General features: G+C 64.4%; 21 protein-coding genes and 1 pseudogene. 10 read left to right on the top strand and 12 right to left on the bottom strand.

Annotation, left to right across the window (positions count from 1 at the left end):
- Positions 1-66: 66 nt before the first annotated feature.
- From H7F36_RS02605 to H7F36_RS02570, 8 genes and pseudogenes are all read left to right on the top strand, one after another.
- The gene (locus H7F36_RS02605) at positions 67-1,584 is read left to right on the top strand and encodes an ATPase domain-containing protein (protein WP_187053208.1); all 1,518 of its coding nucleotides are present in this window, start codon (positions 67-69) and stop codon (positions 1,582-1,584) included.
- A gap of 2 nt (positions 1,585-1,586) precedes the next feature.
- The gene (locus H7F36_RS02600; RefSeq protein ID WP_187053207.1) at positions 1,587-3,323 is read left to right on the top strand and encodes a response regulator; all 1,737 of its coding nucleotides are present in this window, start codon (positions 1,587-1,589) and stop codon (positions 3,321-3,323) included.
- Between the two features lie 58 nt (positions 3,324-3,381).
- A complete protein-coding gene (locus H7F36_RS02595; RefSeq protein WP_187053206.1) occupies positions 3,382-3,630 on the top strand; it encodes a GlsB/YeaQ/YmgE family stress response membrane protein in 249 nt (82 codons plus the stop codon).
- A 22-nt stretch (positions 3,631-3,652) separates the two neighbouring features.
- Positions 3,653-4,165, top strand: a complete 513-nt coding sequence (locus H7F36_RS02590) for a hypothetical protein (RefSeq protein WP_187053205.1) — start codon at positions 3,653-3,655, stop codon at positions 4,163-4,165.
- Positions 4,166-4,343: 178 nt separating this feature from the next.
- A complete protein-coding gene (locus H7F36_RS02585) occupies positions 4,344-5,513 on the top strand; it encodes an ABC transporter substrate-binding protein (protein WP_187053204.1) in 1,170 nt (389 codons plus the stop codon).
- A complete protein-coding gene (locus tag H7F36_RS22435; protein ID WP_410003064.1) occupies positions 5,455-5,790 on the top strand; it encodes a DUF4124 domain-containing protein in 336 nt (111 codons plus the stop codon). Before H7F36_RS02585 ends, H7F36_RS22435 begins: the two co-directional genes overlap by 59 nt.
- Positions 5,791-5,794: 4 nt before the next feature.
- Positions 5,795-6,178 (top strand): hypothetical protein, encoded by a 384-nt coding sequence (locus H7F36_RS02575; RefSeq protein WP_261802473.1) that lies wholly within the window; start codon positions 5,795-5,797, stop codon positions 6,176-6,178.
- A gap of 45 nt (positions 6,179-6,223) precedes the next feature.
- A pseudogene (locus H7F36_RS02570) lies at positions 6,224-6,448 on the top strand (methyltransferase); the annotation flags it as partial.
- Positions 6,449-6,469: 21 nt separating this feature from the next.
- Here H7F36_RS02570 and H7F36_RS02565 read toward each other — a convergent pair.
- Positions 6,470-7,144, bottom strand: a complete 675-nt coding sequence (locus tag H7F36_RS02565; RefSeq protein ID WP_187053202.1) for a histidine phosphatase family protein — start codon at positions 7,142-7,144, stop codon at positions 6,470-6,472.
- Between the two features lie 241 nt (positions 7,145-7,385).
- Between H7F36_RS02565 and H7F36_RS02560 the strand changes: the two genes are divergently transcribed.
- Positions 7,386-11,516 (top strand): autotransporter outer membrane beta-barrel domain-containing protein, encoded by a 4,131-nt coding sequence (locus H7F36_RS02560; protein ID WP_187053201.1) that lies wholly within the window; start codon positions 7,386-7,388, stop codon positions 11,514-11,516.
- Positions 11,517-11,520: 4 nt separating this feature from the next.
- Here H7F36_RS02560 and H7F36_RS02555 read toward each other — a convergent pair whose 3' ends face one another.
- From H7F36_RS02555 to H7F36_RS02520, 8 genes are read right to left on the bottom strand one after another with little or no spacing between them, the layout of a single operon-like run.
- On the bottom strand, positions 11,521-12,483 hold the full coding sequence (locus tag H7F36_RS02555; protein ID WP_187054769.1) for a threonine dehydratase: 963 nt from the start codon (positions 12,481-12,483) through the stop codon (positions 11,521-11,523).
- Positions 12,484-12,530: 47 nt separating this feature from the next.
- Entirely contained in the window at positions 12,531-13,163 is a 633-nt protein-coding gene (locus tag H7F36_RS02550) for a LysE family translocator (RefSeq protein ID WP_187053200.1), read from the bottom strand.
- Between the two features lie 2 nt (positions 13,164-13,165).
- Positions 13,166-13,858 (bottom strand): VOC family protein, encoded by a 693-nt coding sequence (locus H7F36_RS02545; protein WP_187053199.1) that lies wholly within the window; start codon positions 13,856-13,858, stop codon positions 13,166-13,168.
- Between the two features lie 2 nt (positions 13,859-13,860).
- On the bottom strand, positions 13,861-14,802 hold the full coding sequence (locus H7F36_RS02540; protein ID WP_187053198.1) for a PhzF family phenazine biosynthesis protein: 942 nt from the start codon (positions 14,800-14,802) through the stop codon (positions 13,861-13,863).
- 7 nt (positions 14,803-14,809) lie between these two features.
- Positions 14,810-15,451 (bottom strand): glutathione S-transferase family protein, encoded by a 642-nt coding sequence (locus tag H7F36_RS02535; protein WP_187053197.1) that lies wholly within the window; start codon positions 15,449-15,451, stop codon positions 14,810-14,812.
- A 31-nt stretch (positions 15,452-15,482) separates the two neighbouring features.
- Positions 15,483-16,691 (bottom strand): PLP-dependent aminotransferase family protein, encoded by a 1,209-nt coding sequence (locus tag H7F36_RS02530; protein WP_187053196.1) that lies wholly within the window; start codon positions 16,689-16,691, stop codon positions 15,483-15,485.
- Positions 16,692-16,743: 52 nt separating this feature from the next.
- A complete protein-coding gene (locus H7F36_RS02525; protein WP_187053195.1) occupies positions 16,744-17,694 on the bottom strand; it encodes a DMT family transporter in 951 nt (316 codons plus the stop codon).
- Positions 17,691-18,290 (bottom strand): LysE family translocator, encoded by a 600-nt coding sequence (locus H7F36_RS02520; RefSeq protein WP_187053194.1) that lies wholly within the window; start codon positions 18,288-18,290, stop codon positions 17,691-17,693. The genes H7F36_RS02525 and H7F36_RS02520 overlap by 4 nt, the downstream gene beginning before the upstream one ends.
- A gap of 119 nt (positions 18,291-18,409) precedes the next feature.
- Here H7F36_RS02520 and H7F36_RS02515 point away from each other — a divergent pair, with 119 nt between their 5' ends.
- Entirely contained in the window at positions 18,410-19,834 is a 1,425-nt protein-coding gene (locus tag H7F36_RS02515) for a PLP-dependent aminotransferase family protein (RefSeq protein ID WP_187053193.1), read from the top strand.
- Positions 19,835-19,863: 29 nt separating this feature from the next.
- Here the strand turns inward: H7F36_RS02515 and H7F36_RS02510 are convergent, their stop codons facing one another.
- The 3 genes from H7F36_RS02510 to H7F36_RS02500 all read right to left on the bottom strand — a co-directional run bounded on the left by H7F36_RS02510 (position 19,864) and on the right by H7F36_RS02500 (position 25,022).
- Positions 19,864-21,165 (bottom strand): OmpA family protein, encoded by a 1,302-nt coding sequence (locus H7F36_RS02510; protein ID WP_187053192.1) that lies wholly within the window; start codon positions 21,163-21,165, stop codon positions 19,864-19,866.
- A gap of 107 nt (positions 21,166-21,272) precedes the next feature.
- Positions 21,273-23,018 (bottom strand): phospholipase D family protein, encoded by a 1,746-nt coding sequence (locus H7F36_RS02505; protein ID WP_187053191.1) that lies wholly within the window; start codon positions 23,016-23,018, stop codon positions 21,273-21,275.
- Between the two features lie 102 nt (positions 23,019-23,120).
- Entirely contained in the window at positions 23,121-25,022 is a 1,902-nt protein-coding gene (locus tag H7F36_RS02500) for an ATP-binding cassette domain-containing protein (RefSeq protein WP_187053190.1), read from the bottom strand.
- Positions 25,023-25,372: the final 350 nt, after the last annotated feature.

Genomic DNA, 25,372 nt, shown 5'->3' with positions numbered 1-25,372 from the left:
CGGTGCATGACATGCGCAGCACAAGCTTGCCACCAGAATGTTTTCGAAACGAACAAGCCATTCTCCATGCGCACCCCGCCCTCGTCTCCCGCATCTTTTCCGGCGCAGCCGCGCGCTTCTACCGGCATTGCCGGACTCGACAGCGTGCTGGGCGGCGGCCTGCCGCGGGGCCATCTTTACCTGCTCGAAGGAACGCCGGGCGCTGGCAAGACCACGCTCGGCCTGCAATTTCTTCTGGACGGTCGTGAGCGCGGCGAGCGCGGTCTCTACGTGACCCTTTCGGAGACCGCTGCCGAGCTCGGCATCGTCGCCGCTTCGCACGGCTGGTCGCTCGAAGGCATCGAGGTTTTCGAGCTCGTGACTGAGGAGGGCTTGAGTGCGTCGGCGGAGCAGTCGATTCTCTATTCGTCCGAAGTCGAGCTGGGAGAAACGACGCGCGGAGTCATGTCAGCGGTCCAGCGGCTGACGCCCAGCCGTGTCGTCTTCGACAGTCTTTCCGAGATGCGTTTGCTGGCGCAAGACCCGTTGCGCTACCGCCGCCAGATTCTGGCGCTCAAGCATTTTTTCGCCGCGCGCGAATGCACGGTGCTTCTCCTCGACGACATGACGGCTTCCGGGGGCGACCTGCAATTGCACAGCATTGCTCACGGTGTGCTGGGGCTGGATCAGGCCAGCGGAGACTACGGCCCGGTACGGCGCCATCTGCGCATCGTGAAGATGCGGGGCGTGAAGTACCGCGGTGGCGACCACGACGTGAGCTTGGACACCGGTGGCCTCGAAGTATTCCCGCGCCTCATCGCCGCTGAACACAGGACCGAGTTCGAGGCGTCATCGGTCCGCACAGGTACCACCGCATTCGATGCGTTGCTCGGCGGTGGCCTGGCGCGTGGCAGCAATACCTTGTTCGTTGGTCCGTCGGGCGTGGGCAAGACGACGACCGCGATGTCTTGCGTGCTCGCGGCATTGCAACGTGGCGAGCGCGCTTCTTACTACCTGTTCGACGAAGGGATGGGCACCTTGCTGCAGCGCTGCGACTCGCTGAATCTGCCGATTCGCAGCTACCTCGAAAACGGTCAGCTCGAGGTGTTCGCGCTCGACCCGGCCGAGGTATCACCTGGGCAGTTCACCAACATGGTTCGCAATGCAGTGCAAAAGCGCGGCGCCTGCACCGTGGTGATCGACAGTCTCAACGCGTACCTGCAGGCCATGCCGGGCGCCAAGTTCCTGCTGCTGCAGATGCACGAGCTGCTCAACTTCTTGAATCAGCAGGGCATCGTTACTTTGCTGGTGCTCGGGCAGCATGGCATCGTCGGCGACGTGCGCAGCGACCTCGACCTGAGCTACTTGTCGGACGCCATCGTGCTGTTCCGTTTTTTCGAGGCGCGCGGGCAACTGTTGAAGGCGGTGTCGGTGGTGAAGAGCCGGACTAACCGGCACGAGCTGACGATTCGCGAGTTCAGGCTGGGCGATGCGGGCGTCGAAGTGGGGCCTGCCTTGACCGATTTCGAGGGCGTTCTGTCGGGCGTGCCGTCTTACAACGGTGGTGTTCGTTTGCTCGGCGACGCGATGGTTGCCGTCGCCTGAGCATGGAAGGGCGCGTACTGATTCATACGCCGCGCGGACGCGATGCCGCGGTGGTTCAAAAGGTCTTGGCCGGTCGCGATCTGGTGGCGTTGGTGTGCGAGTCGGCCGAGGAGATGCTGACCAATCTCGATGAAGGCGCGGCGACCGCGATCCTGACCGAAGAGTCTTTGCTGCAAGTGCCGGAGATGCCGTTGAGCGCCTGGGTCACCGCGCAGCCCAGCTGGTCTGATTTTCCTTTTATCGTGTTGGCTTCGCGAGATGCCAATGGTCGGTCGCGAAGGGCGCTTGCGCTGCTGCAGAAACTCGGCAACGTATTCGTATTGGAGCGGCCAGTGCATTCCGAAACATTGGCGCGGGCGGCCGATGCCGCAGTGCGTGCGCGTCGCCGCCAATACGCGACGCGGCTCAACCTGCAGCAACTGCAGGACACGCGTGCCGAAGTCGAACGGCTGAACGGCGCGCTCGAGGAACGCATCGAGTCGCGCACCCGCGAGCTGGCCGGCGCCAACGACCGCCTGATGGCTGAGATCGCTGAACGGGAGCGGGCCCAGGCCGCGTTGATCCAGGTGCAGAAGATGGAGGCGATCGGTCGGCTCACGGGCGGCATCGCGCACGACTTCAACAACCTGCTGCACGTGGTCAACATGAACCTCGACATGGTGTCGCGTGTCGCCAAGGACGACAAGGTGCTGGGCATCGCGGCGCGCGCGAAGGGTGCGGTCGGACGCGGTGCCAAGCTCACCGGGCAACTGCTTTCCTTCGCTCGCAACCAGTCGCTGTTGCCGCGGCTGACCGACGTCAATGCGCTACTGGAAGGGTTGCGCGAACTGGTCGCGGTGTCGGTCGGCCCGTCCGTCAACGTCGAACTGCAGCTGGCCGACGAACCCGCCTGGGCCGTGCTCGATGCCAATCAGCTGGAAATGGCCGTGCTCAATCTGGCGGTCAATGCGCGCGATGCCATGCCGGGTGGTGGCGCCCTGACCATCTGCGCATCGGTGGCCCACATGGCTTCTAGTGCGGACGGCCGAGACGCCGGGCATGTCGCTGATCCTGTGGGCGCCTTGTTGAAGCCCGGTTCCTATGTCGCCGTGTCGGTGGTCGACACCGGCGCTGGCATTCCTCCTCATCTGTTGACCAAGGTGTTCGACCCGTTCTTCACGACCAAGCCGGTAGGCAGCGGCACGGGCCTGGGGCTGAGTCAGGTCTATGGCTTCGCGCAGCAGTCGGGCGGCATTGCCACGGTGCGCAGCGAGGAAGGTCGCGGCACCGTGGTCGAGATGCGCTTTCCGGCGTCCAACGATCGGGTCCAAGCCGGGGCCTCGAACGCCGCGATACCGACGCCGGAGGTCGCCGCCGAGCGGCAAAGGGTGCTGGTGATCGAGGACGACGCCGAGGTTCGTCGCGCCATCGTCGACAGTCTGACGATGCTGGGTTACGCGGTGAGCGAAGCGGCTGGCGGTGCCAGTGGACTGGCCGCGCTCGGGGCTGCGCCGCAGGATTTGCTGATCGTCGACTACGCGATGCCCGGCATGAATGGCGCCGAAGTGATTGCCAGGGCGCGCGAGCAGGCAGGCGATATTCCGGTGATCCTGGCGACCGGCTATGCCGACATGGCCGAGGTCGGACGTGTGCTCGGTACGCAGTCGATCCTGATCAAGCCTTTCGATATTTCGACGCTCGCAACGGCCGTGTCAAAGGCGCTCCAGCCTGCGCTCGTCGCGCCGGCAGAACACAGTTAGCCGTCAGCTTGGTCGCTCTATCATCGGGCGGGCTCAACAACCGACAAAAGGAAAAAGTATGGGAATCATCTGGACAATTCTGATCGGCTTCGTCGCCGGTTTGGTGGCACGTGCCGTGCTGCCGGGCAACCAGTCACTGGGCTTCATCCTGACCACGGTCCTCGGAATTGCAGGATCGCTCATCGCGACCTACATCGGGCAGGCCATGGGTTGGTACACGGCGGGTGCGGGCGCGGGCTTCATCGCCTCGGTGGTCGGCGCGATCGTGTTGCTGGTGCTCTACGGGCTCGTCGCGCGCAAGAGCTGAACCGAAAGACAAGGAGAAAATCATGGGATTGATGGACATTCTTCAGAGCGCGCTGGCTGGTAACGGCGCTGCGAACGGAGCAAATGCCGAACAGCATTTCGATCAAGTGGCTCAGCACGCGTCGACCGACGAATTGGGAGCCGGCCTGGCGGGCGCGATGCGCTCCGACCAGACGCCGCCTTTCGGCGACATGGTCGGAAAGCTGTTCGGCCAATCGTCTTCCACGCAGCAGGCGGGCGTGCTGAACCAGATTCTTGCCACGCTCGGGCCGGCTGCCGCATCGGCCATCGCAGGCGGTGCGCTCGGCCGCATCCTGTCGCCCGGCCAGACACAGGTCACACCGGACCAGGCATCGCAGTTGTCGCCGGCCCAGGTGACCGACATCGCGGCGCATGCCGAGCAGGCGCACCCCGGCATCGTCGACCAGGTGAGCCAGTTCTATGCGCAGCATTCGGGGCTCATCAAGATGCTCGGCAGCGCTGCGTTGATGGTCACGCTCGCAAAGATGAAAGAGAACGCGACAACGCGCGGATAGCCTGAAGTCAGGCGCGCATGGCGCCGGGTTGCCAGAGTGCGCATAAAGTCACAGGCGCGCCCGGCGGCCATGCGCTGCAGTCGTACAAACCCTGAGGTTTGCGTATGATGACCTTTGTAATTGATTGTTTCATGGCAATCAATTTGCAACCGTTTTCATGCGCTCCAGGGACACGATCATGCAAGCCACTCGAAGAGGATTTGCCCGGACGGCTGCTGCCATCGGGTTGTTGGGGGCGACGGGCGCCGCCGCCCTGATCGGGACGACGTCGTTTGCCCAGGCTGCGCGTCGCGTCCCGGGTTGGAAGATCATCGTCGGCCAGTCCATTCCCATGACCGGCGCGGCCAACGAAATCGGCATGGCATTTGCGGCGGGCGCCAAGCTCTACGTCGACGCATGGAACGAGCATGGCACCACCGGCCCGACGCTCGAACTGCGCCAGCTCGACGATGGCTACGACGGAGAGCGAGCCAAGGCCAATTCCACCAAATTGCTGGGCAACGGCGCCGATGTGTTGTTCGGCTATGTCGGTACCGCCAGCAGCATGGCCGGCGCACAAGTGGCGCAGCAGCAGGGCGCAGCGTTCTTCGCCCCTTTTGCGGCTCCCGACTTGTTGCGTGACAAGGCGCACGCCAACGTTTTCCATGTACGGCCGAGCATGGCCGACGAGGCCTTCGCGATGCTCCGGCACTGCGGCATCCTCGGGCAAAAACGCATCGCAGTCGTCGCCGACGACGACGCGATGGGCCGCGCCGCATTGCGGGCGGTAGAAGACGCCGCGGTCGAGCTGAAGCTGCCGCCGCCGGTTGCGACCGTTTTCGTCAAGCCGGGCAGCACGCAAGTGGCCGCGGCGGTAGCCGTCATCGCCAAGGCTGAACCGCAGACCATCATTCAGGCGTCGCTCTCATCGACCACCGCAGCGTTCGTCCGCGAGATGCGCAAGACCGGCTACGGGAGCGCGTTCATGACGTTCTCCGTCGTTGGCATCGATCCGCTCTACACAGCGCTCGGCAAGGAAATCCGTGGCGTCATCATTTCGCAGGTGGTGCCGTCGCCGCGCAGTTCGGCCACGGTCGCCATCGTCAAGGAATATCTGGTGGCGGTCGGCGACTCGGATCAGATCGCATCGTACGAAGGACTTGAAGGTTTCATCGCCGCCAAGGCGTTGGCCGAGGCTGCGCGTCGAGCCGGGCCGTCCCCCACACGCGTGGCGCTGCAAAAAGCCATGACCGGCATGACCGACTACGACGTCGGCGGCTTTCGCGTGAATTTGCGTCCGCCACTGCACGATGCGGCGCGCGCGGTCGACCTGGTCTACATCACGGCCGAGGGGCGCGTACTGCGCTGATGCCGTGCACGCGTCGCGGAGGCAGTGGCTTATGGCGTGCGCAGCTGTACTCGCAGCCGTCAGCGTCGGCAGCGTTCAAGCGCAGGTGCAGCGATGCACCGACGAGAACGGCAAGGTTTCGTTTTCGGACGCGTTATGCGACGGCAACCGCGCTGTCAAAGTCTTCAGTTCGGGGTCGACGGCAAGCCAGCAGTGGAAGCCGGAGGGCTATCGTGCGCCGCTGCCGATGGTTCCACCACCGAACGCCCGACCTGTGCAGGTTCGTCAAATACGATGACCGCATGCCGCCTCGCGTTCCCAGCGTTCCAAAAGTCCCCAAGGCGCCAAAAGTCCCGCGCATTCCCCGCAGTCACCACTACCACGTGTATGTCGTGGAGCTCGACGACCAGGTCTGGAACAGCACGCGCTTTCGCAAGGCCAACTCTGGCTGGACGCTGGGCAAGCCCTTCGTCTACGTCGGCATGACGGGGCTCGATCCCGACGTGCGCTTCGACAAGCACAAGGCCGGTATCCAGGCCAACGTGTTCGTGCGCGACTTCGGTGTGCGGCTGCTGCCGAAACTCTACGATCGCTACAACCCGATGCCATACGACGCAGCGCGTGACATGGAGGTCGAGCTCGGCATCTCGCTGCGCAGACTCGGTTTCGGTGTCTGGCAGGCTTGACGCACGAGGTGCCTCGGCTGGCACACGATGTCCGCTGCCGGACGCGGCTACGGGCCCGAAAATTTCGTCATCGCCCGCGCCCGCGCAGCGGGCTTCGAGCTGGCCGCGCGCAACGAGATCAACGCCAACGCGCTCGACACCAAAGACCATCCGGACGGCGTCTGGTCGCTGCCGCCGACGTTGCGCGGTGGTGATGTCGACCGGAAAAGGTTCGAAGGCATCGGCGAGTCCGACCGCATGACCTTGAAGTTCGTGAAGCCGCTGCGCTGAAGGCGGCTTCAGGCGCACGTTTCAGGCGTACGTAACCCAACTCTCGTAGTCCGGCCCGTCGAGGTGCGGCAGCGTGTTGTAGGTGACCAGCATGTGGCGCTTCGGTGTGAACGCGAACTCTGTGATCGAGGTGTTCCGAATGCGCATGTTGAGCTCGATCGTCGTCTCGGGGCTGGTCCCCAATACGTGGCCGACCGCCGTGCTGATCGGCCCACCGCTCGACACCACCAGCACCTTGGCGCCATGGTGCCTGTCTCGCACGTGGTCTAGCGCGGTCGTGACACCCGCCAGAAAGTCGATGTAGCTGGGCATGCCGACCGGCTCGGTCTTGCCCTGCATCCACGCGGCGAGGCCAGTGCGAAGTAGCCGGAAATGATGGCGGTACATCTCCGGTGAATCGGCTTTTTCAAGCTTCTCCGGGTGAATCGTCGCAATGATGGCCTCGCTGTCGTACTCGTTCAGCCCCGGCCACGGCAGCACGTCGTCGCGCTCGATGCCCAAACCCTCGGCGATGCCGTTCCATGTCTGGACATGGCGCTTGAGCGTTCCGGTGATCACCGCGTCGAACTTCACGCCCCGTTCGCGCCAGTACTCGCCAAGCCGCACGGCCTGACGGATTCCCAAATCGCTCAAGTTGTCGTAGTCCAACGCCCCGAAGCTTGCTTGTCCGTGGCGCACGAAGTAGAGGGTTCCCATGGGTCTATTTGGCAATAGCAAGGCTGGAAAAGCTTGTCCCGCTTGCGACTTTTGCTATCGTTTTTATAGCATTCAATGAGGTGGAACAAATTGGCAGTTCGCTTTAGAAGGTAGTACTTGGTACTTATCAGCAACAGCAACAAGCCAAACCTGTGTAACACTAAGATACTCAATTTCGTTATTTCGCAGGCTTAGTTGTTACTGGGCGTAGCGGACATTTTCACCGTCATCGGAGCCTCTTTTGAACACCTCGTATCGCAGCGTCTGGAACCATGCACTCGGCGCATGGGTTGCCGTTTCTGAAGTCACACGTTCGCGCGGCAAACGTTCCGGGTCGACTGTGGCCATCGTGGCCGCAGCGCTGATTGGTGGATTGGGTGCGACCGGGGCGCTTGCGCAGTCGACTTCCTATGGGGCGACCGGCACGTACAACACTCCGATCAACGCATCGGGCGGCGTGACGCTCACGGTGGCTCCGACGGCTGTCGCAGACCAGACCGGTTTGATCAGTAACTTCACGACTGCCGGTGGAATCGTCAAGGACGGTACGGGCACGCTGCAACTGAGTAACACAGGCAACTCCTACGTCGGCGTCACCTCGATTGCGGCCGGCATTTTGCGCATTTCCAGTGATCTTGTATTGGGAAACGCGGCCAACGGCTTGCAACTCAACGGGGGCACACTCCAGTTCGGAGCCGGCGGCGTAACGAGCGCGCGGGCCATAACCGTATCGGTTGGCGGTGGCTCGATTGACGTCAACGACGCCTTCGCAAATGTCCTGAGCGGCGGCTTCGCCGGCAGCGGTGCACTGGCGCTGGTCAACCTCGGGACCAGCCCGAGCGAAACGACGCGACTGACACTGTCGGGCAGCAGCGCAGGGTTTACCGGAACCACGCAAGTCGGCCGCAACGATGTGCCGAATGTCCCCGCTTCGGGCCGCATCAATATCGCGATCACGAGCAACGGCGCCCTCGGGACGGGCGGCAACGCGGTCAGCATCTACAACAACGGCGAGCTCGACTTCACGGGCACTGGTGTTACTGCCGGCAACTTGCAGATCCAAACGCTGAGAAGTACCGACACGCTGGGAACGAACTCCGGCGTGACGTTCGCTGCCGGCGCGTCGGCTGGCAATGCCACCATCAGCAGCAAGGCTGCCGGCGCGTTGATCGACTTTCAAGCCGGTACGACGGCGGCAACGTCGACCCTCAACAACAGCGGCGGCGGTCGAATCTATTTCGAGGGCAACAGCACGGGCGGCACTGCCACGATCAACAACACCGACGGTCGGCTGTATCTCCTGGGCACGGTAGATCTGAGCGGTGCCAAGGTGAACAACGCCGTCGCCGGCACGGTCTATATCAGCGACTCCACCACCGGCGTTGCGATCGGCAGGCTGTCAGGCGCCGGCAACGTGGTCTTGGGCGGAAAAGCGTTGACGGTCGGCGCTGCCAGCATTCTGGGTGACAGCGACACCGTCAGCGGCGTCATTTCTGACTTGGGCAAGCAGTTCAAGGACCTCAATGGCAACGGCTACAACAACGCCGCCACTGCGACCGGCGGTTCAGTCGTCAAAGTCGGCGCCGGAACGCTGGCGCTGACCGGCGCCAGCACCTATTCGGGCGGTACGGGCATCACTGCGGGAACCCTGGCGTTCAATAACGCGCAAGCTTTGGGCACTGGCGCGGTCGTCATGACCGGTGGTGAATTGCTGGCGACAAACGATGTGGCGTTCGGCGATGCCTTGCAGAGCATCACTTTCAACGGATCGGCCACCGTGGCCGCAGCGACAGGCAAGACGTTTACTTTCACGGCTGGCATCACGAACAAGGCATCGGTCGCGACCTTCGGCAACGCGACCGACAACGGCGTGGTGCTGTTCACGCCTGCGTCCGTCACAACGACCAACGTGGCGAGCCTGAACGTGGCCGGCGGCACACTGCGCGCCGGCGACGCCACCGGCCTCAACGCTCTGACCTCGATCAATGCATCGACGACGGTTGCCAAGGGCGCAACGCTCGATCTCAACAGTTTCAACACGAGCGTTGCCAACCTGCAAGGTGCTGGAACGGTACTGACGGGCACGGACGCTTCCAAGGCGCTGACGGTCAACGCTGGCAACTTCGCTGGCTCGATCCAGGGCGCAGACAGCCTCATCAAGAACACTGGCGGCACCCTCGTCCTGTCGGGCGTCAACACGTACGGCGGCGCGACCACGGTCAACGCGGGCGTCTTGCGCGCCGGTGCCGCCAATGTGCTGCCGGTCGGTACGGCGCTCACCGTTGCAAATGCTGCCACCTTCGACCTGAATGGCCAGGCGCAGACCATCGGTTCCCTGGCCGGCGTCGCCGGCAGCGCTGTCACGCTCGGCAGTGCAACGCTCACGACCGGTGGCAACAACGCGAGCACGGCCTTCAACGGTGTGGTCTCGGGCACCGGGTCGCTGGTGAAGACGGGCACCGGCACCTTCACGCTCGGCGGCGCTAACAGCTATGCCGGTGCCACCAACGTGAATGCCGGAACTCTTCAGGCCAGTGCGGCCAACGTGCTGCCATCCAATACGGCCGTGACCGTGGCCAACGGCGCTACGCTCGCACTCGCCAACCAGGCGCAGACCATCGGCTCGCTGGCCGGCGCAGGCGCCGTGACGCTCGGCTCTGCCGCACTGACCACCGGCGGCGCGAATACCAGCACGGCCTTCACTGGCGCGATCTTCGGCAGCGGCTCGCTGATAAAGACAGGCACCGGCGTCTTCGCCGTCTCAGGTGCCAACACGTACACCGGCACCACCACCGTGGCCCAGGGCACGCTCTCGGCGACCGCAGCCAATGCCCTCAGCGCCGCCTCGGCCCACACCGTCGCCTCTGGCGCCACCCTGGCGCTCAACGGCAACAGCCAGACCGTCGCCTCGCTCACCAACTCGGGCATCGTATCGATCGTCGGCACCACACCCGGCACCACGCTGACGGTGAACGGCGCGTACGTGGGCAACGGCGGTACGCTGGCACTGGGCACCCTGCTCGGCGCCAACGGCACCTCCGACCGCCTGGTGTTGAACGGCGCGGGTGCTAGCGCCTCGGGCTCGACCAACGTCGCCATCACCAACTTCGGCGGCCTGGGCGCACTGACCACCGGCAATGGCATCGAAGTCGTGACCGCACAAGGCGGCGCCACCAGCACCAAGACCGCCTTCGCACTGGCCGGGGGCCACGTCGATGCCGGCGCTTTCCAGTACCGTTTGTACGCAGCCGATGCGGCCGGCAACGGCAGCAGTTTCTTTTTGCGTTCGCAGGACACCACGCAGGTCGCGCCCGTGACGCCAGGCACGCCCGTCACGCCGACCTTCCCGACGCTGAGCGTCCCGAGCTACCGCGCCGAAGTGCCGGTGTATTCGGCAATGGGCAATGTGCTGCGCCAGGGCGACCTGGCGATGCTCGGCAACCTGCACCGCCGCATGGGCGACGAAGCCAACGTCGCTGCGGCGCCCGCCACCGGCGCAAGCAGTGCAACCGGCGACACCGGCTGGGGCAGTGGCAATCGCCGCGCCTGGGGTCGTGTTTTCGGTGGCACCACCACCATCGCGCAAAACGGCACCGTCGGGACCGACACCCGCGCCAGCACCACCGGCTTCCAGACTGGCGTCGACCTCTTCGCCAACGACCGCTGGAACGCCGGCGTCTACATCGGAGCACTGCGCACCGATGCCAACGTCAACGGCAACTTCGGCCTCGGTGGCCTGAGCGGCTATGCCGGCAGCTTCCGCGCCGACAGCCAGTACCTGGCCGGCTACGCGACCTACCAGATCCCGCAAGGCATGTACGCCGACTTTGTGCTGCAGTACGGCCGCCAGGACGTGACCGCCGATGCGCTGTTCAAGCCGAGCGCCAAGACCAAGGGCGACAGCCTGTTGGCCTCGGCTGAAGTCGGCCAGCGCTTTGCGATCGGCGACGGCTGGGCGATCGAGCCGCAGGCCCAGTTGGTGTATCACCGCCTGAACCTGGACAACACCGGCATCACCGGCTTCACCAACGTGCAGCAAAACCCGGACAGTCAGATCCTCGGCCGCATCGGCGTGCGCTTTGCGGGCGACATGATGACGTCTATGGGTCGCTTCCAGCCGTACGCACGGGTGAACCTGTGGCACGGATTCGGTGGTACCGATACGGCGACCTTCGTCGGACTGGCAGGTGCGACCACGATCTCAAGCCGCATCGGCTACACGTCGACCGAATTGGCTGTCGGCGCCACGCTGTCGGTCACCAAGTCGGTGAGCCTGTACGGCGAAGTGGGCAAGCTGTTTCACTCCGGTGGCAGCGATGCGCGGGTGAAGACTTCGGTGCAGGGATCGCTGGGTGTGAAGTTCGCGTTCTAACTGGCTAGCTTGCAAGGACACCGGCGAACATGCCGGTGTCGACATTGCCGCCGGTGAGCGCAATGCCCACCGTCTTGCCGCGCCAGCGGTCCTGCTGTTGCAGGGCCGCTGCCAGCGCCGCAGCACCGGCACCCTCGGCCACGTTGTGCGTATCAATAAATAGCGCACGCATGGCTTCGGCGACTTCGTCGTCACTCACCGCAATCACATCGTCGGCTTCGCGTTGGATGACCTGAAGTGCCTCGGGCACGGGCGTTCGGCAGGCCATGCCGTCAGCCAGTCGCGTGCTGACAGGCGCCTCCATCATCCGTCCTGCCTTGAAGGAATCGCGGTAGGCCGTGGCGTGCGACGACACCACGCCGATGATTTGCGTCGACACGCCGCAATGCGCGCGCGCCACGGCGGCGGCTGCAAAGCCGGAACCGAGCCCGATCGGGACGAACAGAACGTCGGGTGGCGTGTCGCGCAAGGCGTCGAAGAATTCGACATACGCCGTGGCGACGCCGCGCACCAGATCGCGATGAAACGACGGCACGCGGTGCAGGCCGTCGCGCGTGGCCAGCATGCCGGCATGTTCGCTCGCCTCCTGAAAATCGTTGCCGTGTTCGATCAGCGTGACGCCGAGCGCGCGCATGGAAGCGTTCTTTTCGACCGAGTTGCCGTGCGGCACGACGATGGTGGCGGCGAGCCCGTGGCGCCGTGCTGCGAAGCCGACCGACTGCCCGTGGTTGCCGCGGGTTGCACTGATCACATGGCGCACGGTGGGCTGTTGCCGCGCCAGCATCTCAAAGTAAGTGAGGCCGCCACGGATCTTGAAGGCGCCGACCGGCGTGTGGTTCTCGTGCTTGACCCACACCGTAGCGCCGAGCCGTGTGGACAGCAGCGGCCACGCGTATTGCGGCGTCGGCGGCATGGCGGCATACACCGTTCGTTGTGCGGCTTCGATTTCTTCGCGGTCGAACAGCATGGGTGCGGGTGCGGGTGCGGGCGTGTTCTCCGACAAAAGCACGGCGGTCATTTGCGCTCCGTCAGCGCGATGCGCACTGCGATGGCTGCGAGCACGGCGCCCATCACGTAGCGCTGCGTACGCAGCCAGCCGGTGCTCTGCGACAGCACTGCCGTGATGCCCGCCGCGCCGAACACCAGCGTCGCATTGACCAGCGCACTGCCTGTGATCTGCACCGCGCCCAGCATCGCGCTTTGCAGCAACACCGAGCCACGCTCCGGGTGAATGAATTGCGGAAAGAACGAGAGGTAGAACATCGCCACCTTCGGGTTCAACAGGTTGGTCAGGAAGCCCATGCGAAAGAGCTTGCCCGGCCGGTCCGCCGGCAGTGCACGCGGCTCGAAGGGCGCTGTGCCGCCGGGCTTCACCGCCTGCCATGCGAGCCAAAGCAGGTAAGCCGCGCCGATCAGGCGTATCGCATCGAAGGCCAGCGGCACGGCGAGCAACAGCGCCGTCAGCCCGAGCGCCGCGGCGACCAGATGCACCAGAAACGCCAGCAACACGCCCGCCAGCGAGACGAACCCCGCGCGCCGCCCCTGCACCAGCGTGCGCGAGACGCAATAGATCATGTTCGGCCCCGGGGTCAGCGCCAGCAGCAGCGAGGCGATGGCGAACCAGGTGAGTTCGGTGACAGAAAGCATGGTCAGAGTCCCTTGGATTCGAGCGTGACGGGGCCGCGCGGCGTGTCGAGCACGGCGACAAGATTCGGTGCGCCGGCGAGCACGTTCATGTCAACGAGGCCGATGGCTGTCAGCGCGGTTGCAAGGTCGTCGGCGCGCGGGTGTGTCAGATGCATCGAACGCAGCGAGACCCCCGAAGTTGGCAGGCTCTCGACCGGGTGCACTGCGCCCCACTGGATCAACGTCGGCAGCGCGCCGTAGAAAAGGCGCTGGCCGTCGTCGCGCACGGTGATTTGCCATTCGAGGCGGCCGGCGGCCGTGTCGCGTGCGGCTTCGATCAAGGGGCCGCGATCGATGTGTGCGTGGTGGCGCGACAGCGCCTCCAGCGAGGCGCGCGCATCGTCCACGCGGGCGACGAAATGGATCAGGTGCGGACCGTGGCGTGCGAGGCCCGCCTGCAGCACCGCATCGTCGAAGTCGAACCAGCGGCGCAATCTGGCTGCGCGCGTCGGCGTCGCTTTGCGATTGATCGCGATGATCTCTACGTAGCTCTGCGGAAACGCATCGCTCGAAATGGCGAGCAAGCGGTTGTGCGTGCCCATCATCGGATGCGATCCGCCTGGCGAGGGCGTGACGCCGAGCGTGGCCTCGCACCAGGCCACGCCTTCGTCCAGCGAGGCTGCAGCGATGACGAGGTGGTCGAGGCGGGCTGGCATCGCTACAACGTGACCGTGCCGTCGATGCAGGTGACCGAATCGCCACCGATCCAGATCGTGCCGTCGGCATCGCGCTCGACGGTCACGCGGCCGTCGCGGCCCAGCGTCTGGCCTTGTGCGACGAGGTAGCGGGCCGGCAGGTGGTCGTCGGCAATGAGCCATTCGGCGAGACCGGCGTTCAAGCTGCCGGTGACCGGGTCTTCTTCGATGCCCATGTTGGCAGCGAACGCGCGGACTTCCAGGTCGGCCGCGATCGGGGCGATGGGCTTCACGCTCGCCTTGTCCGCACTGCCGAAGGCGCGTGCCTCGCGGTTCGACCGACCGATAAGCGCGCCGTTCTTGGCAGGCGCAGGAACGCCGGCGACGCCGACCGCTTGTCCCAGTTCCTTGAGCGCGCGATGGTCCGGCGTCAGCGCGAGCACCGTGTCCGCATCGTTCAGCAGCAGCCCGAGCCACACCGGTCCGTTGTCGAGCAGTTGGGCCGACAGAATCTGATGCGCCTTCAGTCCGAGCGCACTCGCCACCTTGGCCAGCAAGGTGGGGCTCGGCGCACTGCGCTTGAGCTTGGGCGCCGCGAAGGCAAGCCGATCGCCGTTGGCGCCGGCTTCGCGCCGCACCGTGACAAGCCCGGCGGCGCATTGCTGCACCACGTGGCCTTCGGATCTCGGTCGACCGCCGGCCTCCAGCCAGGCATGGCAACTGCCCAGCGTGGGATGGCCCGCAAAGGGCATCTCGCCGCCGGGCGTGAAGATGCGCACGCGGTAGTCGGCGGCATCGTTGGTCGGCGGCAGCACGAAGGTCGTTTCCGACAGGTTGGTCCAGTGCGCGAAGCGTTGCAGCTCGGCGTCGTCGAGGTCGGTGCCATCGAGCACCACGGCCAGCGGGTTGCCGCGGTACCGCACCGCGGTGAACACGTCGACTTGTTTGAAGGCGCGGGTTTTCATGGGCAGATCATTCCAGTGCGAGGTCGAGCACGCCGCGTGCGCCGATGCGTGCCGACACGTCGGCGAACCAGCGCTCGAGGTTCGGCCAGGCCGGCCGCGTGTACTCGGTGACGGGCAAGCCGAACCAGCGATGCGCCTCGCAACCGATCGGGATGTCGGCCATGGTGAAGCGGTCGCCCGCCATGTAGGCCCGGTCCGCCAGATGCGTGTCGAGCAGGGTGAAGAGAGGCTCGGCTGCGGTGACCGAACGCGCAATCACTGCATCGTCGCGCTCATGCGGCGCCGTGCGAATCCACTGCACGAAAGCGCCCGCGCTCACCGGGTTCAACGCGGTTTGCTGCCAGTCCATCCAGCGCTCGGCATCGAAGCGTTCGCCCAGCAAGTCTGGATAGAGCTTGCCGAGCGAATGCTTCGCGCACAGGTAGCGGACGATGACGTTCGACTCCCACAGCACGACGCGCTCGGCACCCTCGCCGTCGTCGATCATCGGCACCATCGCGTTCGGATTGAGCGCCAGATACTCGGGCGTTTGCACCACGCCGAAGCGGCCGCCGGCTTCGGTGCGCTGGAAGTCGAGCCCGAGCTCCTGCGCGCACCAGACGACCTTGCGCACGTTGAGTGAACTGATGCGGCCCCAGATATTGAGCATGGTTCGGTTCTTAGGTTTCTGTTTCAGTCGTTCAGGTCGAGGCCAGCTCGCGCTCGACCTCGGCCGCGGCGTTGTGCGCCAACTGTTCGCGCAACGTGGCGGCCAGCGCGGCGATGGCGATGTCGATTTCTTCGACGCTGGCCGTCACGAACGACAGTCGCAACGTGCGCGGATCGCCTTCTCCAGCGAAGAAAGGCGCACCCGGCACAAAAGCCACCCCTCGCGCCACCGCCTTGGGCAACAGCGCCACGGTGTCGATGCCTTCGGGCATGCGCGCCCACAGGAACATGCCGCCGACCGGCGTGTTGAACTCGACGTCGAGTCCCTTCATCTCGCGGCGCAGGGCAGCGATCATCGCGTCGCGCTGGCGCTTGTACAGGGCGCGGATCGTCGGCACGTGGCGGTCCAGAAAGTTGTCTTTCATGACCGACGACACCATGCGCTGCGTGAAGATCGGTGTGTGTAGATCGACCGCCTGCTTGGCCTGCAACAGCTTGGGGTAGATCGCTTTGGGCGCGACCAGGAAGCCCAGGCGGAGTCCCGGTGCCAATACCTTGGAGAAAGAGCCGAGGTAGATGCAGCCTTCCGGGTTGCGCGAGGTGAGCGAGAGCGGCGGCGGTGCGTCGAACCACAGGTCGCCGTAGGGGTTGTCTTCGACGATGGGCAGGCCTGCCTTGGCTGCGGCGGCCGAGACGGCGGCGCGCCGCGCCTCGGTCCAGGTGCGGCCGGTCGGGTTCTGGAAGTTGGGAAGCAGATAGACAAAGCGCGCGTCTTTGGCCTTGGCCAACAGGTCGTCGACAAGCACGCCGTCGTTGTCGCTCGCCACGCTCACCGGCACCGGCTCCATCGGGCCGAAAGCCTGCAGCGCGCCAAGATAGGTCGGGGTTTCGACAAGCACCTTGCTGCCCGGATCGATCAGCACCTTGGCGACCAGGTCGAGTCCTTGCTGCGAGCCGGTGGTGATGAGCACCAGCGAAGGATCGACGTTCCACGGCAGCATGTCGGCAACAGCTTGCCGCAGCGGCCCATAGCCTTCACTCGCCGCGTACTGCAAGGCTGCCTGACCATCGGTGTGCAGCACTTCGGCACATGCGTCGGCGAACTCTTGGATGGGAAAGGTCTTGGGTGAGGGCAGGCCGCCCGCCAGGCTGATGATGCCGGGCTGTTCGGCGACCTTCAGAATTTCCCGCAACACCGAGGGATTCATCTTTTCGGCTCGTGCGGCCATTTTCCAGTTCATGCTTTTTCCTTGATTGCCTGATGAGCGGGTGATTTTTGGTAGCGGTCGATTTTCAACGGAGCGTGTCGATCGCGGGGGTGGCAACCGTCGGCATCGCGCGCGGCTGCGACAGCTTCTTGCCGATGACCACGGTCGCGACCACTGCGACCGCGAAGCCCAGTGTGACGACGTCGAGCGGTTCGCCCAGCAGCGGGATCGACGCGAGGATCGACAGAAACGGTTGCAACAGTTGGGCCTGGCTCACGCGCAGTGCACCGCCGAGCGCCAGGCCCCGATACCAGGCGAAGAAGCCCATCCACATCGAGAACACGCCGACGTAGACGAAGCCGACCCACGCCGAAACCGCGACGACTTGTGCCGGCCACAAGACGAGCGTCGCCGGCAAGGTGAAGGGCAACGCCATCACGCAGACCCAGCAGATCACGCGCTCGGCACCGAGCGACGGCGTGACCTGCGCGCCGTAGATATAGCCGAACGACGCCGCGATCACCGCGCCGACCAGCAACAGGTCGGCCCATTCGAAACCGAACCCGCCGCCGTGCCTGCTGGCGCGCAGCATCGAAAACGCGACAACGAGCAGGCTGCCGACCACGGCGCACACCCAGAAGCCGAGCCGCGCGCGCTGATGCAACACCCAAGCTGCAACGGCGGCGGTGACAAGCGGCAGCAGCGCAGTGATGACAGCCGCATGGCTCGCGGTGACGACGCGCAACGCATACCCGAGCAACAAGGGATAGCCGACCGCGTTGCCAAGCACGGCGATGCCGAGCGGCTTCCATTGATGACGTTGCGGCCGCGGCGATCGCGTCGCCAGCAAGAAAACGACGGAGAGCGCGCCGGCCAGCGCCGCGCGGCCGACGGTGACGAACCACGGCGACAGCTGCGGCGCTGCCTGCGTACCCGTCGCCAGCCGCGTCATCGGCAACGTGACGGCGAAGATGGCGACGCCTAATACGCCGAGCCACATGCCCAGCGTTTCGTCCTTGAGCTGCAAGCCCTTCATACGCCCACCATCCACCAGGCCGTGAGCACCAGCACGGCGGCCATGCCGCGGTTGAACCACAACAGGCGCTTTCCTTCGGTAAGCCAGGTGCGCAGCACGGCACCGACCACCGCATAGGCCAGGTTGCTCGCGAATGCATAAAACAGCATGACTGGCGCGACGATGGCGAAGCGACCCAGCGCATCGGGCTGCCCGGCGATCCAGCCCGCCACCAGCGTGAGTGCCAGCAACCAGGCCTTGATGTTGATGAACTGCAGCATCACGCCCTGGACGAAGCCGACCGACAGCTGCGCCTCATCGGCGCTGCCGAGCGTTGCGCTGCGGCTCAGCTTCCAGGCGAACCACAGCAAGTAAGCGATGCCGAGTGCCTTGATGACCAGGCGCAGCGCGGGCACCGCAACCACCAGTGAACCGATGCCGGCAGCGCAGAGCACCAGCAACAAAGTCCAGCCCACGGGCACGGCGACGATGAAACGCATCGCGCGCTTCAGACCACCGTTGGCCGCGAGCGCGGTCGACAGCGTCGTGTTCGGCCCCGGCGAAAAACTCATCGCCGTAGCCAACACCATCAGCGCGGTGAATTCTTGCCAGTCCATGGAACAGACTCTAAACTCTTGACCATTACAGTACCGACACAGATCGTCGGACAAGGATCTCGTCTGTATTGGCCGGCCCTTCGGTACAGAGGTGAAAAACGGGGCACAGACGGACACGCATGCTGACACGTACTTCGACCCAATCGCTCACCGAACAGCTCGCCGGACGCTTTGCCGAGCGCATCCGAAACCGGCTGCTGGCGCCAGGCGCGCGCTTGCCCTCGGTGCGCGAATGCGCGCGGCAGCAAGGCGTGAGCCCGCACACCGTGGTGGCGGCGTACGACCAGTTGCTGGCGCAAGGCCTGGTGGAGGCCCGCAAGCAGCGCGGCTTCTACGTGCGCGATTCAGCGCCGACGCAATCGCAGGACGCCCGTGCGGCCGGGGAGGCCAGCGCTGTGCTGAAGCCGTTGCTTATTTCCGGTGTGCCGGCCGACGCTAGCTCGTTGATTCGCGGCATGTTCCATCGGCAGAGCGACAAGCCGCAACCGGGCATGGGCGTTTTTCCGCCGGACTGGATGGAGTCGACCTTCATGCCGGCCTCGGTGCGGCGGTTGACCAGTACGAGCGCGTTGCAAGAGTTGTCTTTGCAGTACGGCGAGCCGGCTGGCGACTCTGCGCTGCGGCGCAGCCTTTCGCAAAAACTCGCCAGCATCAACGTGCCGGCGTCGCCCGACCAGATCATCACGACCATCGGCGCCACGCACGCGCTGGACATCGTGAGCCGCACGCTGCTGCGTGCGGGCGATCCTGTGATGGTCGAAGAGCCGGGTTGGGCAATTGAATTTGCACGGTTGGAATCGCTCGGCATGCGCATCCTGCCGGTGCCGCGCCGTGCCGATGGGCCCGATCTCGAAGTGATGGCGCGGTATTGCGAAGCGCATCAGCCGAAGCTTTTTGTCAGCGTGAGCGTGCTGCACAACCCGACCGGCTACAGCCTGACGCCGGGCAGCGCGCACCGTGTGCTGAAGCTTGCGAATCAGCACGACTTTCATATCGTCGAAGACGACACCTATAGCCACCTCGCGCCCGAACATGCGACGCGCTTGAGCGCGCTCGACGGGCTGCAGCGCACGATCTACGTGAGCGGCTTCGCGAAGATTCTGGCGCCCAACTGGCGCATCGGTTTTCTGGCGGCGCCTCCCGATGTGTTCAGCCGCTTGCTCGAAACCAAACTGCTCACGACTCTCACGACGCCCGCGTTGTTCGAGCGGGCGCTGGCGTGGTGCATCGACCAGGGGCAGTTGCGCCGGCACGCCGACCGCATCCGCCTTCGGCTCGACGGTGCGCGTGCCCGCAGCGTCAAGCTCGCGCTGGCGCACGACTGCAGCTTCGTGTCGGAGCCGGCGGGTTTGTTCGGTTGGGTGGATACCGGCGTAGACACCGATGCGCTCACGCAGCGCATGCTCGACGAAGGCTATCTGCTGGCGCCGGGTTCGTTGTTCCATGCAAGGCGGCCGCCATCGACGCTGATGCGCATCAACTTTGCGACCGCGCAGGACGCGACGTTCTGGAAGACTTTTTCCCGGGTTCGCGATTTGATGTGATGTGATGGGCTGGCTGCGGCGTTCAGCGCTCAGGTCGTCGGGCAGGCGATCACCTTGAACTCCACGCGCCGGTCGAGCGCGTCGCGCGCGTCGTCGGTGCCGAGTCCGGAGATCGGCTCACGCGAGCCCTTGCCAACGGCGACGGTTCGCCTGGCCGTTCCGGGCAGACCGTTATCGAGGCGTTGAGTGATGTATTGCGCCCGCACCAATGACAATCGATCGTTCAACGGTTCTGGCCCGGTGCGGCTGGTATGGCCCGACACTTCCATGCAGGCGTTGGCTGTTCCGGTGCGCGCACCGATCTGCTTCAGCCAGACCTGGTACTGCGTGTTGATCTGTTGATCATTCACGAACAGCGTCGAGCCGGGCCTGAACAAAAACTTCATCGCAATTCGTTTTTGCGCGATGCCGTAGTCGACGATCTTGCCGAAGGCCTGCGCTGCATCGTCCTTGCGGCCGAGCTTGAGACTGGACAGATAGACGCCGTTGTAAACACGCAGCTGGTCGCCGCCGCCCGAGCGCGCAATGCCGCGATACAGGTCGAGTGCGTCTTCATAGCGGCCCGCGTTGTAGCTGTTCATCGCGTCGTTGATCATGGCGGCGGCAACGATCTTGTCCCAGTACGCCGGGTTGATCGGATCGCCGACCTTGGTGCCCTGACAGGTCTTCACGTAGCCGTCGGTGGCGCCATCGGGAACCCACGCCGGACTGTCCTGATAGAACGCGATGGGCGTGGAGTCCACGCTGTCGGGGCGGGCGCGCCCCAGCCCTTTCGACACGATCTTGCCACTCTGCAAGTCGATCAGCGCAAGGCACACGCGGTACCACTCGCGCGGCCCCGGCGCATTGCTGCCGGCCTTGTCGACAGCCGTCACCGTGCCGATGAAAAGCAGCGGTGAACGCGTCAATGCCGTGGTCGTGAAAGGCTGCAGGTCGTAGCGCGGAAAGTTCGCGCGCAGCATCGCGCCGATGCGTTGCTCCATTGCTTGGGTCGACACAGACTGGGCACCGGTGTTGCCGTCGATCAGCGGGTCGATCACCAGCGGCAACCTGCGGGCGCCGTCCGGCAACACCGCCTTGCCGAAGAGGTTGGTGGCGGCAAAGGTTACGGCGTCGTCGAACGCCATGATGGGTGGCGGGGGTGGTGCCGCAGTGACCGCGGCCGGCGATGGCGGTCTGTCGCTGGTTTGCGCAGATGCTGTCGCCGCTGCAGCAGCGGGTGGCGAAGCGGAAGCGGCAGGTTGCTGCGTGCCGCATGCGGTCAGGGTCACGAGGGCAAGCATGGCGAGCGGTCTGGCGATCATCGCAAAGACCAATGCGGAAGATTTCATCGAGCGATCATCCGGTCTCGCCCATGGGCGGACAACAGGCCGTTTGGCCGAGTCGACTCAGCCAATCGACCACCAACCTCGCCGTCCGCTCGCTGCCCACCGGCTGCTCAGAGCAGCTTGTCGGGCGCCAGCGGGCCGAAGAGCTTGAGCAGTAAACGCAGGCTGGCGCTGGCATCTGGCTCGGTCGTCGTGTCCTGCAAACCGCTACCCGTCGGCGCGCGCCAGATGAGCTTGCCGTCAGTGAGTTCGACGTGCCAGGCCCCTTCGTGCAGCGCAGCCTCGATCTGTCTCGTGGCGATGCGTGAAAGCTCGTCGCTGCGAATGAGCAATGCCACTTCGGTGTTTTGCAGCTGTGAGCGCAGGTCGAGATTCATGGAGCCGACCACCAGCAAGCGACCGTCCAGCACCAGCACTTTGGAATGCAACATGGCTTTGGACGCGCCGGTCACGCTTGCACCGGACGCGCCGAAGGCGCTGCCGAAGTCTGCCCGTCCGCTTCGCAACTCATACAGCTCGACGCCCATCGCCAGCATTTCTTCGCGATGCCGCGCGTAGCCGACGTGGGCGACAGGCGCATCGTTGGACGCGAGTGAATTGGTGAGCACGCGAACGCGCACGCCGCGCGCCCGCGCCGCGGCAAACGCCTGCTTCATATCGTCGCCCGGCACGAAATACGGCGAGATGATCAACAGATCGCGGCGCGACTGGCCGATCAGCTGGAGCAAACCTTCGACGACGGTGTCGCTTCCGGCGGCAAGGTCTGCAGCCGCATCGAGGGCCCGGTTGGCCGGGGAATTTTGCGTGCCGTTCTGCTGGCTGATGACCAGGGCCGGCGCCCGCCCGTCGCCGGCGTTGGGGCTACTGTTGTCCGGCGGAATCTTGCCAGGCTGGTCTGCCAGTACGACGGCGGGCGCCCAGACGAAAGCGGCGGTTGCGAGGTCGATTGGCTTTTCGTCCCATGCGTGCGAGCGTTGTTCGGGCGTCGGACCGTCGTCGGTGCGTGTTGCGGGCGAGGTTGATGCTGTTGCGCTGGCTCCCTCGCGCGCCGCGGCGGTGGCATCGCGGGAGCGCTCCCGAATTTGGGCGAGCTCCGCTTGCGACACCAACGACTCGACAGGATAGGAACGCTCGTTGTTCCAGTAGGTGTCGAAGCTCCTGGACAAGTCGCGCACGATGGGACCGGCTGCGAGCACGTCGAGGTCGACGAAGTTGCCGACGGTGGAGTTGCCGAAGTACGCGTCGCCTAAATTGCGACCACCGGCCACACCCATGGCGTTGTCGGCGATGAAGAGCTTGTTATGCATGCGCTGCTGTACCCGCGACGCTTCTCCCAGCGAGTTGGCCATGCGAGAAAGAGCTGAGTCGCGGTCGCCGGCCAAAGGGTTGAACATTCGCATCTCGATGTTTTTCTCGAAGGCCAAACGCAGCACGAGCGCATCGCGTCCGGTGCTGTGGAAGTCGTCGATCAGGATGCGTACGCGTACGCCACGTGCCGCCGCATCACGTACACCAGAGAGCAACCGGCCGGTGCTGGCATCGGCGTGGATGGCGTAGTACTGGAGGTCGAGCGTCTTTTGCGCAGATTCGACCAGCGCGAGCCGACTGCCGTAGGCCGCCTGTGGTCCGTCGAGTAAAACGAAGCCGGAGTCGAACCGGGCCGAGGCGGCGTCATGCCGTCGCTGGACCAGCATGGCAAGCGCGGTATCCCCTTTCGATGCCAATGCACTCGACACCGGCCGTTCGACATTCTTGGGCAACTGTGCGCAGGCCGAAAGGAGCAGCGCCGCAGCCACTGCGGCACACCAGCGCTGCATGGTTTTGATCGGATGCTGCGGGGCACTGGACAAGGACATGCTGAGGCGGTGTGATGTGAGGTGCGTTTGTATAGCGCAGTCGCCGACGCTGACGCGTCGGACAACCCAGGCTAATCGCTGCGGGCTTGGCGCCCGCAATTGCTAACGCGTAGTGCCGAGCTCTTCCTGGCGCTCGAGCGCGACCAGCAACTCTTCGTCGATCTGCGAATGGCGCTCGCCCAGTTCGGCTGCGCGCGAGGCTTCGCTCGAATAGATCGCGCCGCCGTCGACTGCCAGCATTTCTGCAATCCGCTTTTGTTCGTCCTCGAGCGCTGTGATTTGTGTCGGTAGCGCTTCCAGTTCGCGCTGTTCTTTGTAGCTCAGCTTCTTGCGTGTGACGACGCGCGCCGGTGCGGCTGCGGTTTTCGGCGCAGCGGCCGCTGCGGCAGGCGCGGCGGGCGGCGCCGCTGCGGCGCGCTGTTCAGCGATCTCTCGTGCGCGCTTCGACTGAATCATCCAGTCTCGGACGCTGCCTTCGTACTCGCGCCAGTGGCCGTCGCCTTCGAAAGCGATCGTGCTGGTGACGACGTTGTCGAGGAAGGTGCGATCGTGGCTCACGAGGAAGACCGTGCCGTCGTAGTCCTGCAGCAGACTTTCAAGCAGTTCGAGCGTGTCGATGTCCAGGTCGTTGGTTGGCTCATCGAGTACCAGCACGTTGGCTGGCCGCGCGAACAGGCGCGCCAAGAGCAGGCGATTTCGTTCACCGCCGCTGAGCGATCGAACGGGTGAGTTTCCGCGGGCCGGCGAGAACAGGAAGTCGGCCAGGTAGCTTTTGACGTGCTTGCGCTGGTTGCCGATTTCGATCCACTCGCTGCCGGGGCTGATGAAATCCTCGAGCGTGGCGTCGAGATCGAGCTTGTCGCGCATTTGGTCGAAGTACGCGACCTGCAAATTGGTGCCACGGCGAATCTTCCCGCTGTCGGGCTCGAGTTCGCCAAGGATCAGCTTGAGCAGAGTGGTCTTCCCGGCGCCGTTTGGGCCCATCAGCCCCACCTTGTCGCCACGCAGGATCGTGCCGGTAAAGTTGCGGATGACAGTCTTGGGACCGAACGACTTTGAGGCTTCTGTGAGCTCGGCCACGATCTTCCCGCTCGACTGGCCTGACGCAACATCCATATTGACGCTGCCCTGCACATCGCGGCGCGCGGTGCGGTTGTCGCGTAGCGCCTCGAGTCGGCTGATGCGGCTCTGGCTTCGGGTACGGCGTGCTTCCACGCCTTTGCGAATCCAGATCTCTTCCTGAGCGAGCAGCTTGTCGGCCTTGGCGCTGATCACCGCCTCCTGAGCGAGTTGCTCCTCCTTCTGTATGAGGTACTGCTCGAAATTGCCCGGATAAGAGCCAAGCTTGCCCCGGTCCAGCTCGATGATGCGAGTGGCAACACGATTCAGAAAGCTGCGGTCGTGCGTGATAGTCACGACGCTGCCTTTGAAGTCGATCAATAGCTGCTCAAGCCATTCGATTGAATCGAGGTCAAGGTGATTGGTGGGTTCGTCCAGCAGCAACACGTCGGGTGATGCCACCAGCGCTTGTGCCAGGGCGACCCGCTTGCGCGTACCGCCCGAAAGGGATCCGACGCGGGCGTTGCGGTCCAAGTGCAGCCGGTGCAGCGTTTCTTCTACGCGCTGCTCCCAATTCCAGGCGTCGAAAGCTTCGATCTTCGACTGGAGCGCATCGAGATCCAGCCCGTCCGCACCTGATAGGTAGAGGTCTCGAACTGCGATAACTTCGGCGAGGCCGGCACTCGCGGCTGTGAAGACGTCCGCATCCATGTCCAGTAACGGTTCCTGCGCGACGTAGGAGATGCGAAGGTTCTGCTGGAGCTGCAGCGTTCCGTCGTCTTGCTTTTCAAGGCCGGCCAAGATCTTGAGGAGCGAAGACTTGCCCGTGCCATTGCGGCCGATCAGGCCGATTCGTTCGGATTCAAGGAGAGAGAAGTCCGCATGATCGAGCAGCGGAACGTGACCGTACGCGAGTTGTGCGTCGAGGAGAGTGATGAGTGCCATGTGGCACGGATTATCGGAGGCGAGACGGTCTCTTCACTTGCGGCACGCGGTGCAGAGTTCGAAACGACGCTGTAGTTCGCCCTCTGTGTGCTGCCCTCCTTGCGCGAGCATCGAGATTTTTTATACTCGATGGCCTGGCGCAATCTGTTTAGCGTCTTGGCGGACAGATGGGTGACCTGAAATGCGGGCCAGGTAAAGAAAAGCTGCAGAAGTTGACGGGGCTGCGAAAACCACGTCATAATCGAAGGCTGCGCTGGATGCGACGGAAATAAAAGTTCTGATTGAACTTTCTTAGAAGTCGAAAAAGGTAAAGGCCCCAGGGGTTGACGGGTTTCAAGTAAACATGTCAT

Origin of the sequence: Variovorax sp. PAMC28562, assembly GCF_014303735.1 — a bacterium.
Lineage (GTDB): Bacteria > Pseudomonadota > Gammaproteobacteria > Burkholderiales > Burkholderiaceae_C > Variovorax.
Note: the sequence above shows the minus strand (reverse complement) of the source record. Positions and strands in the feature narration are given on the sequence as shown.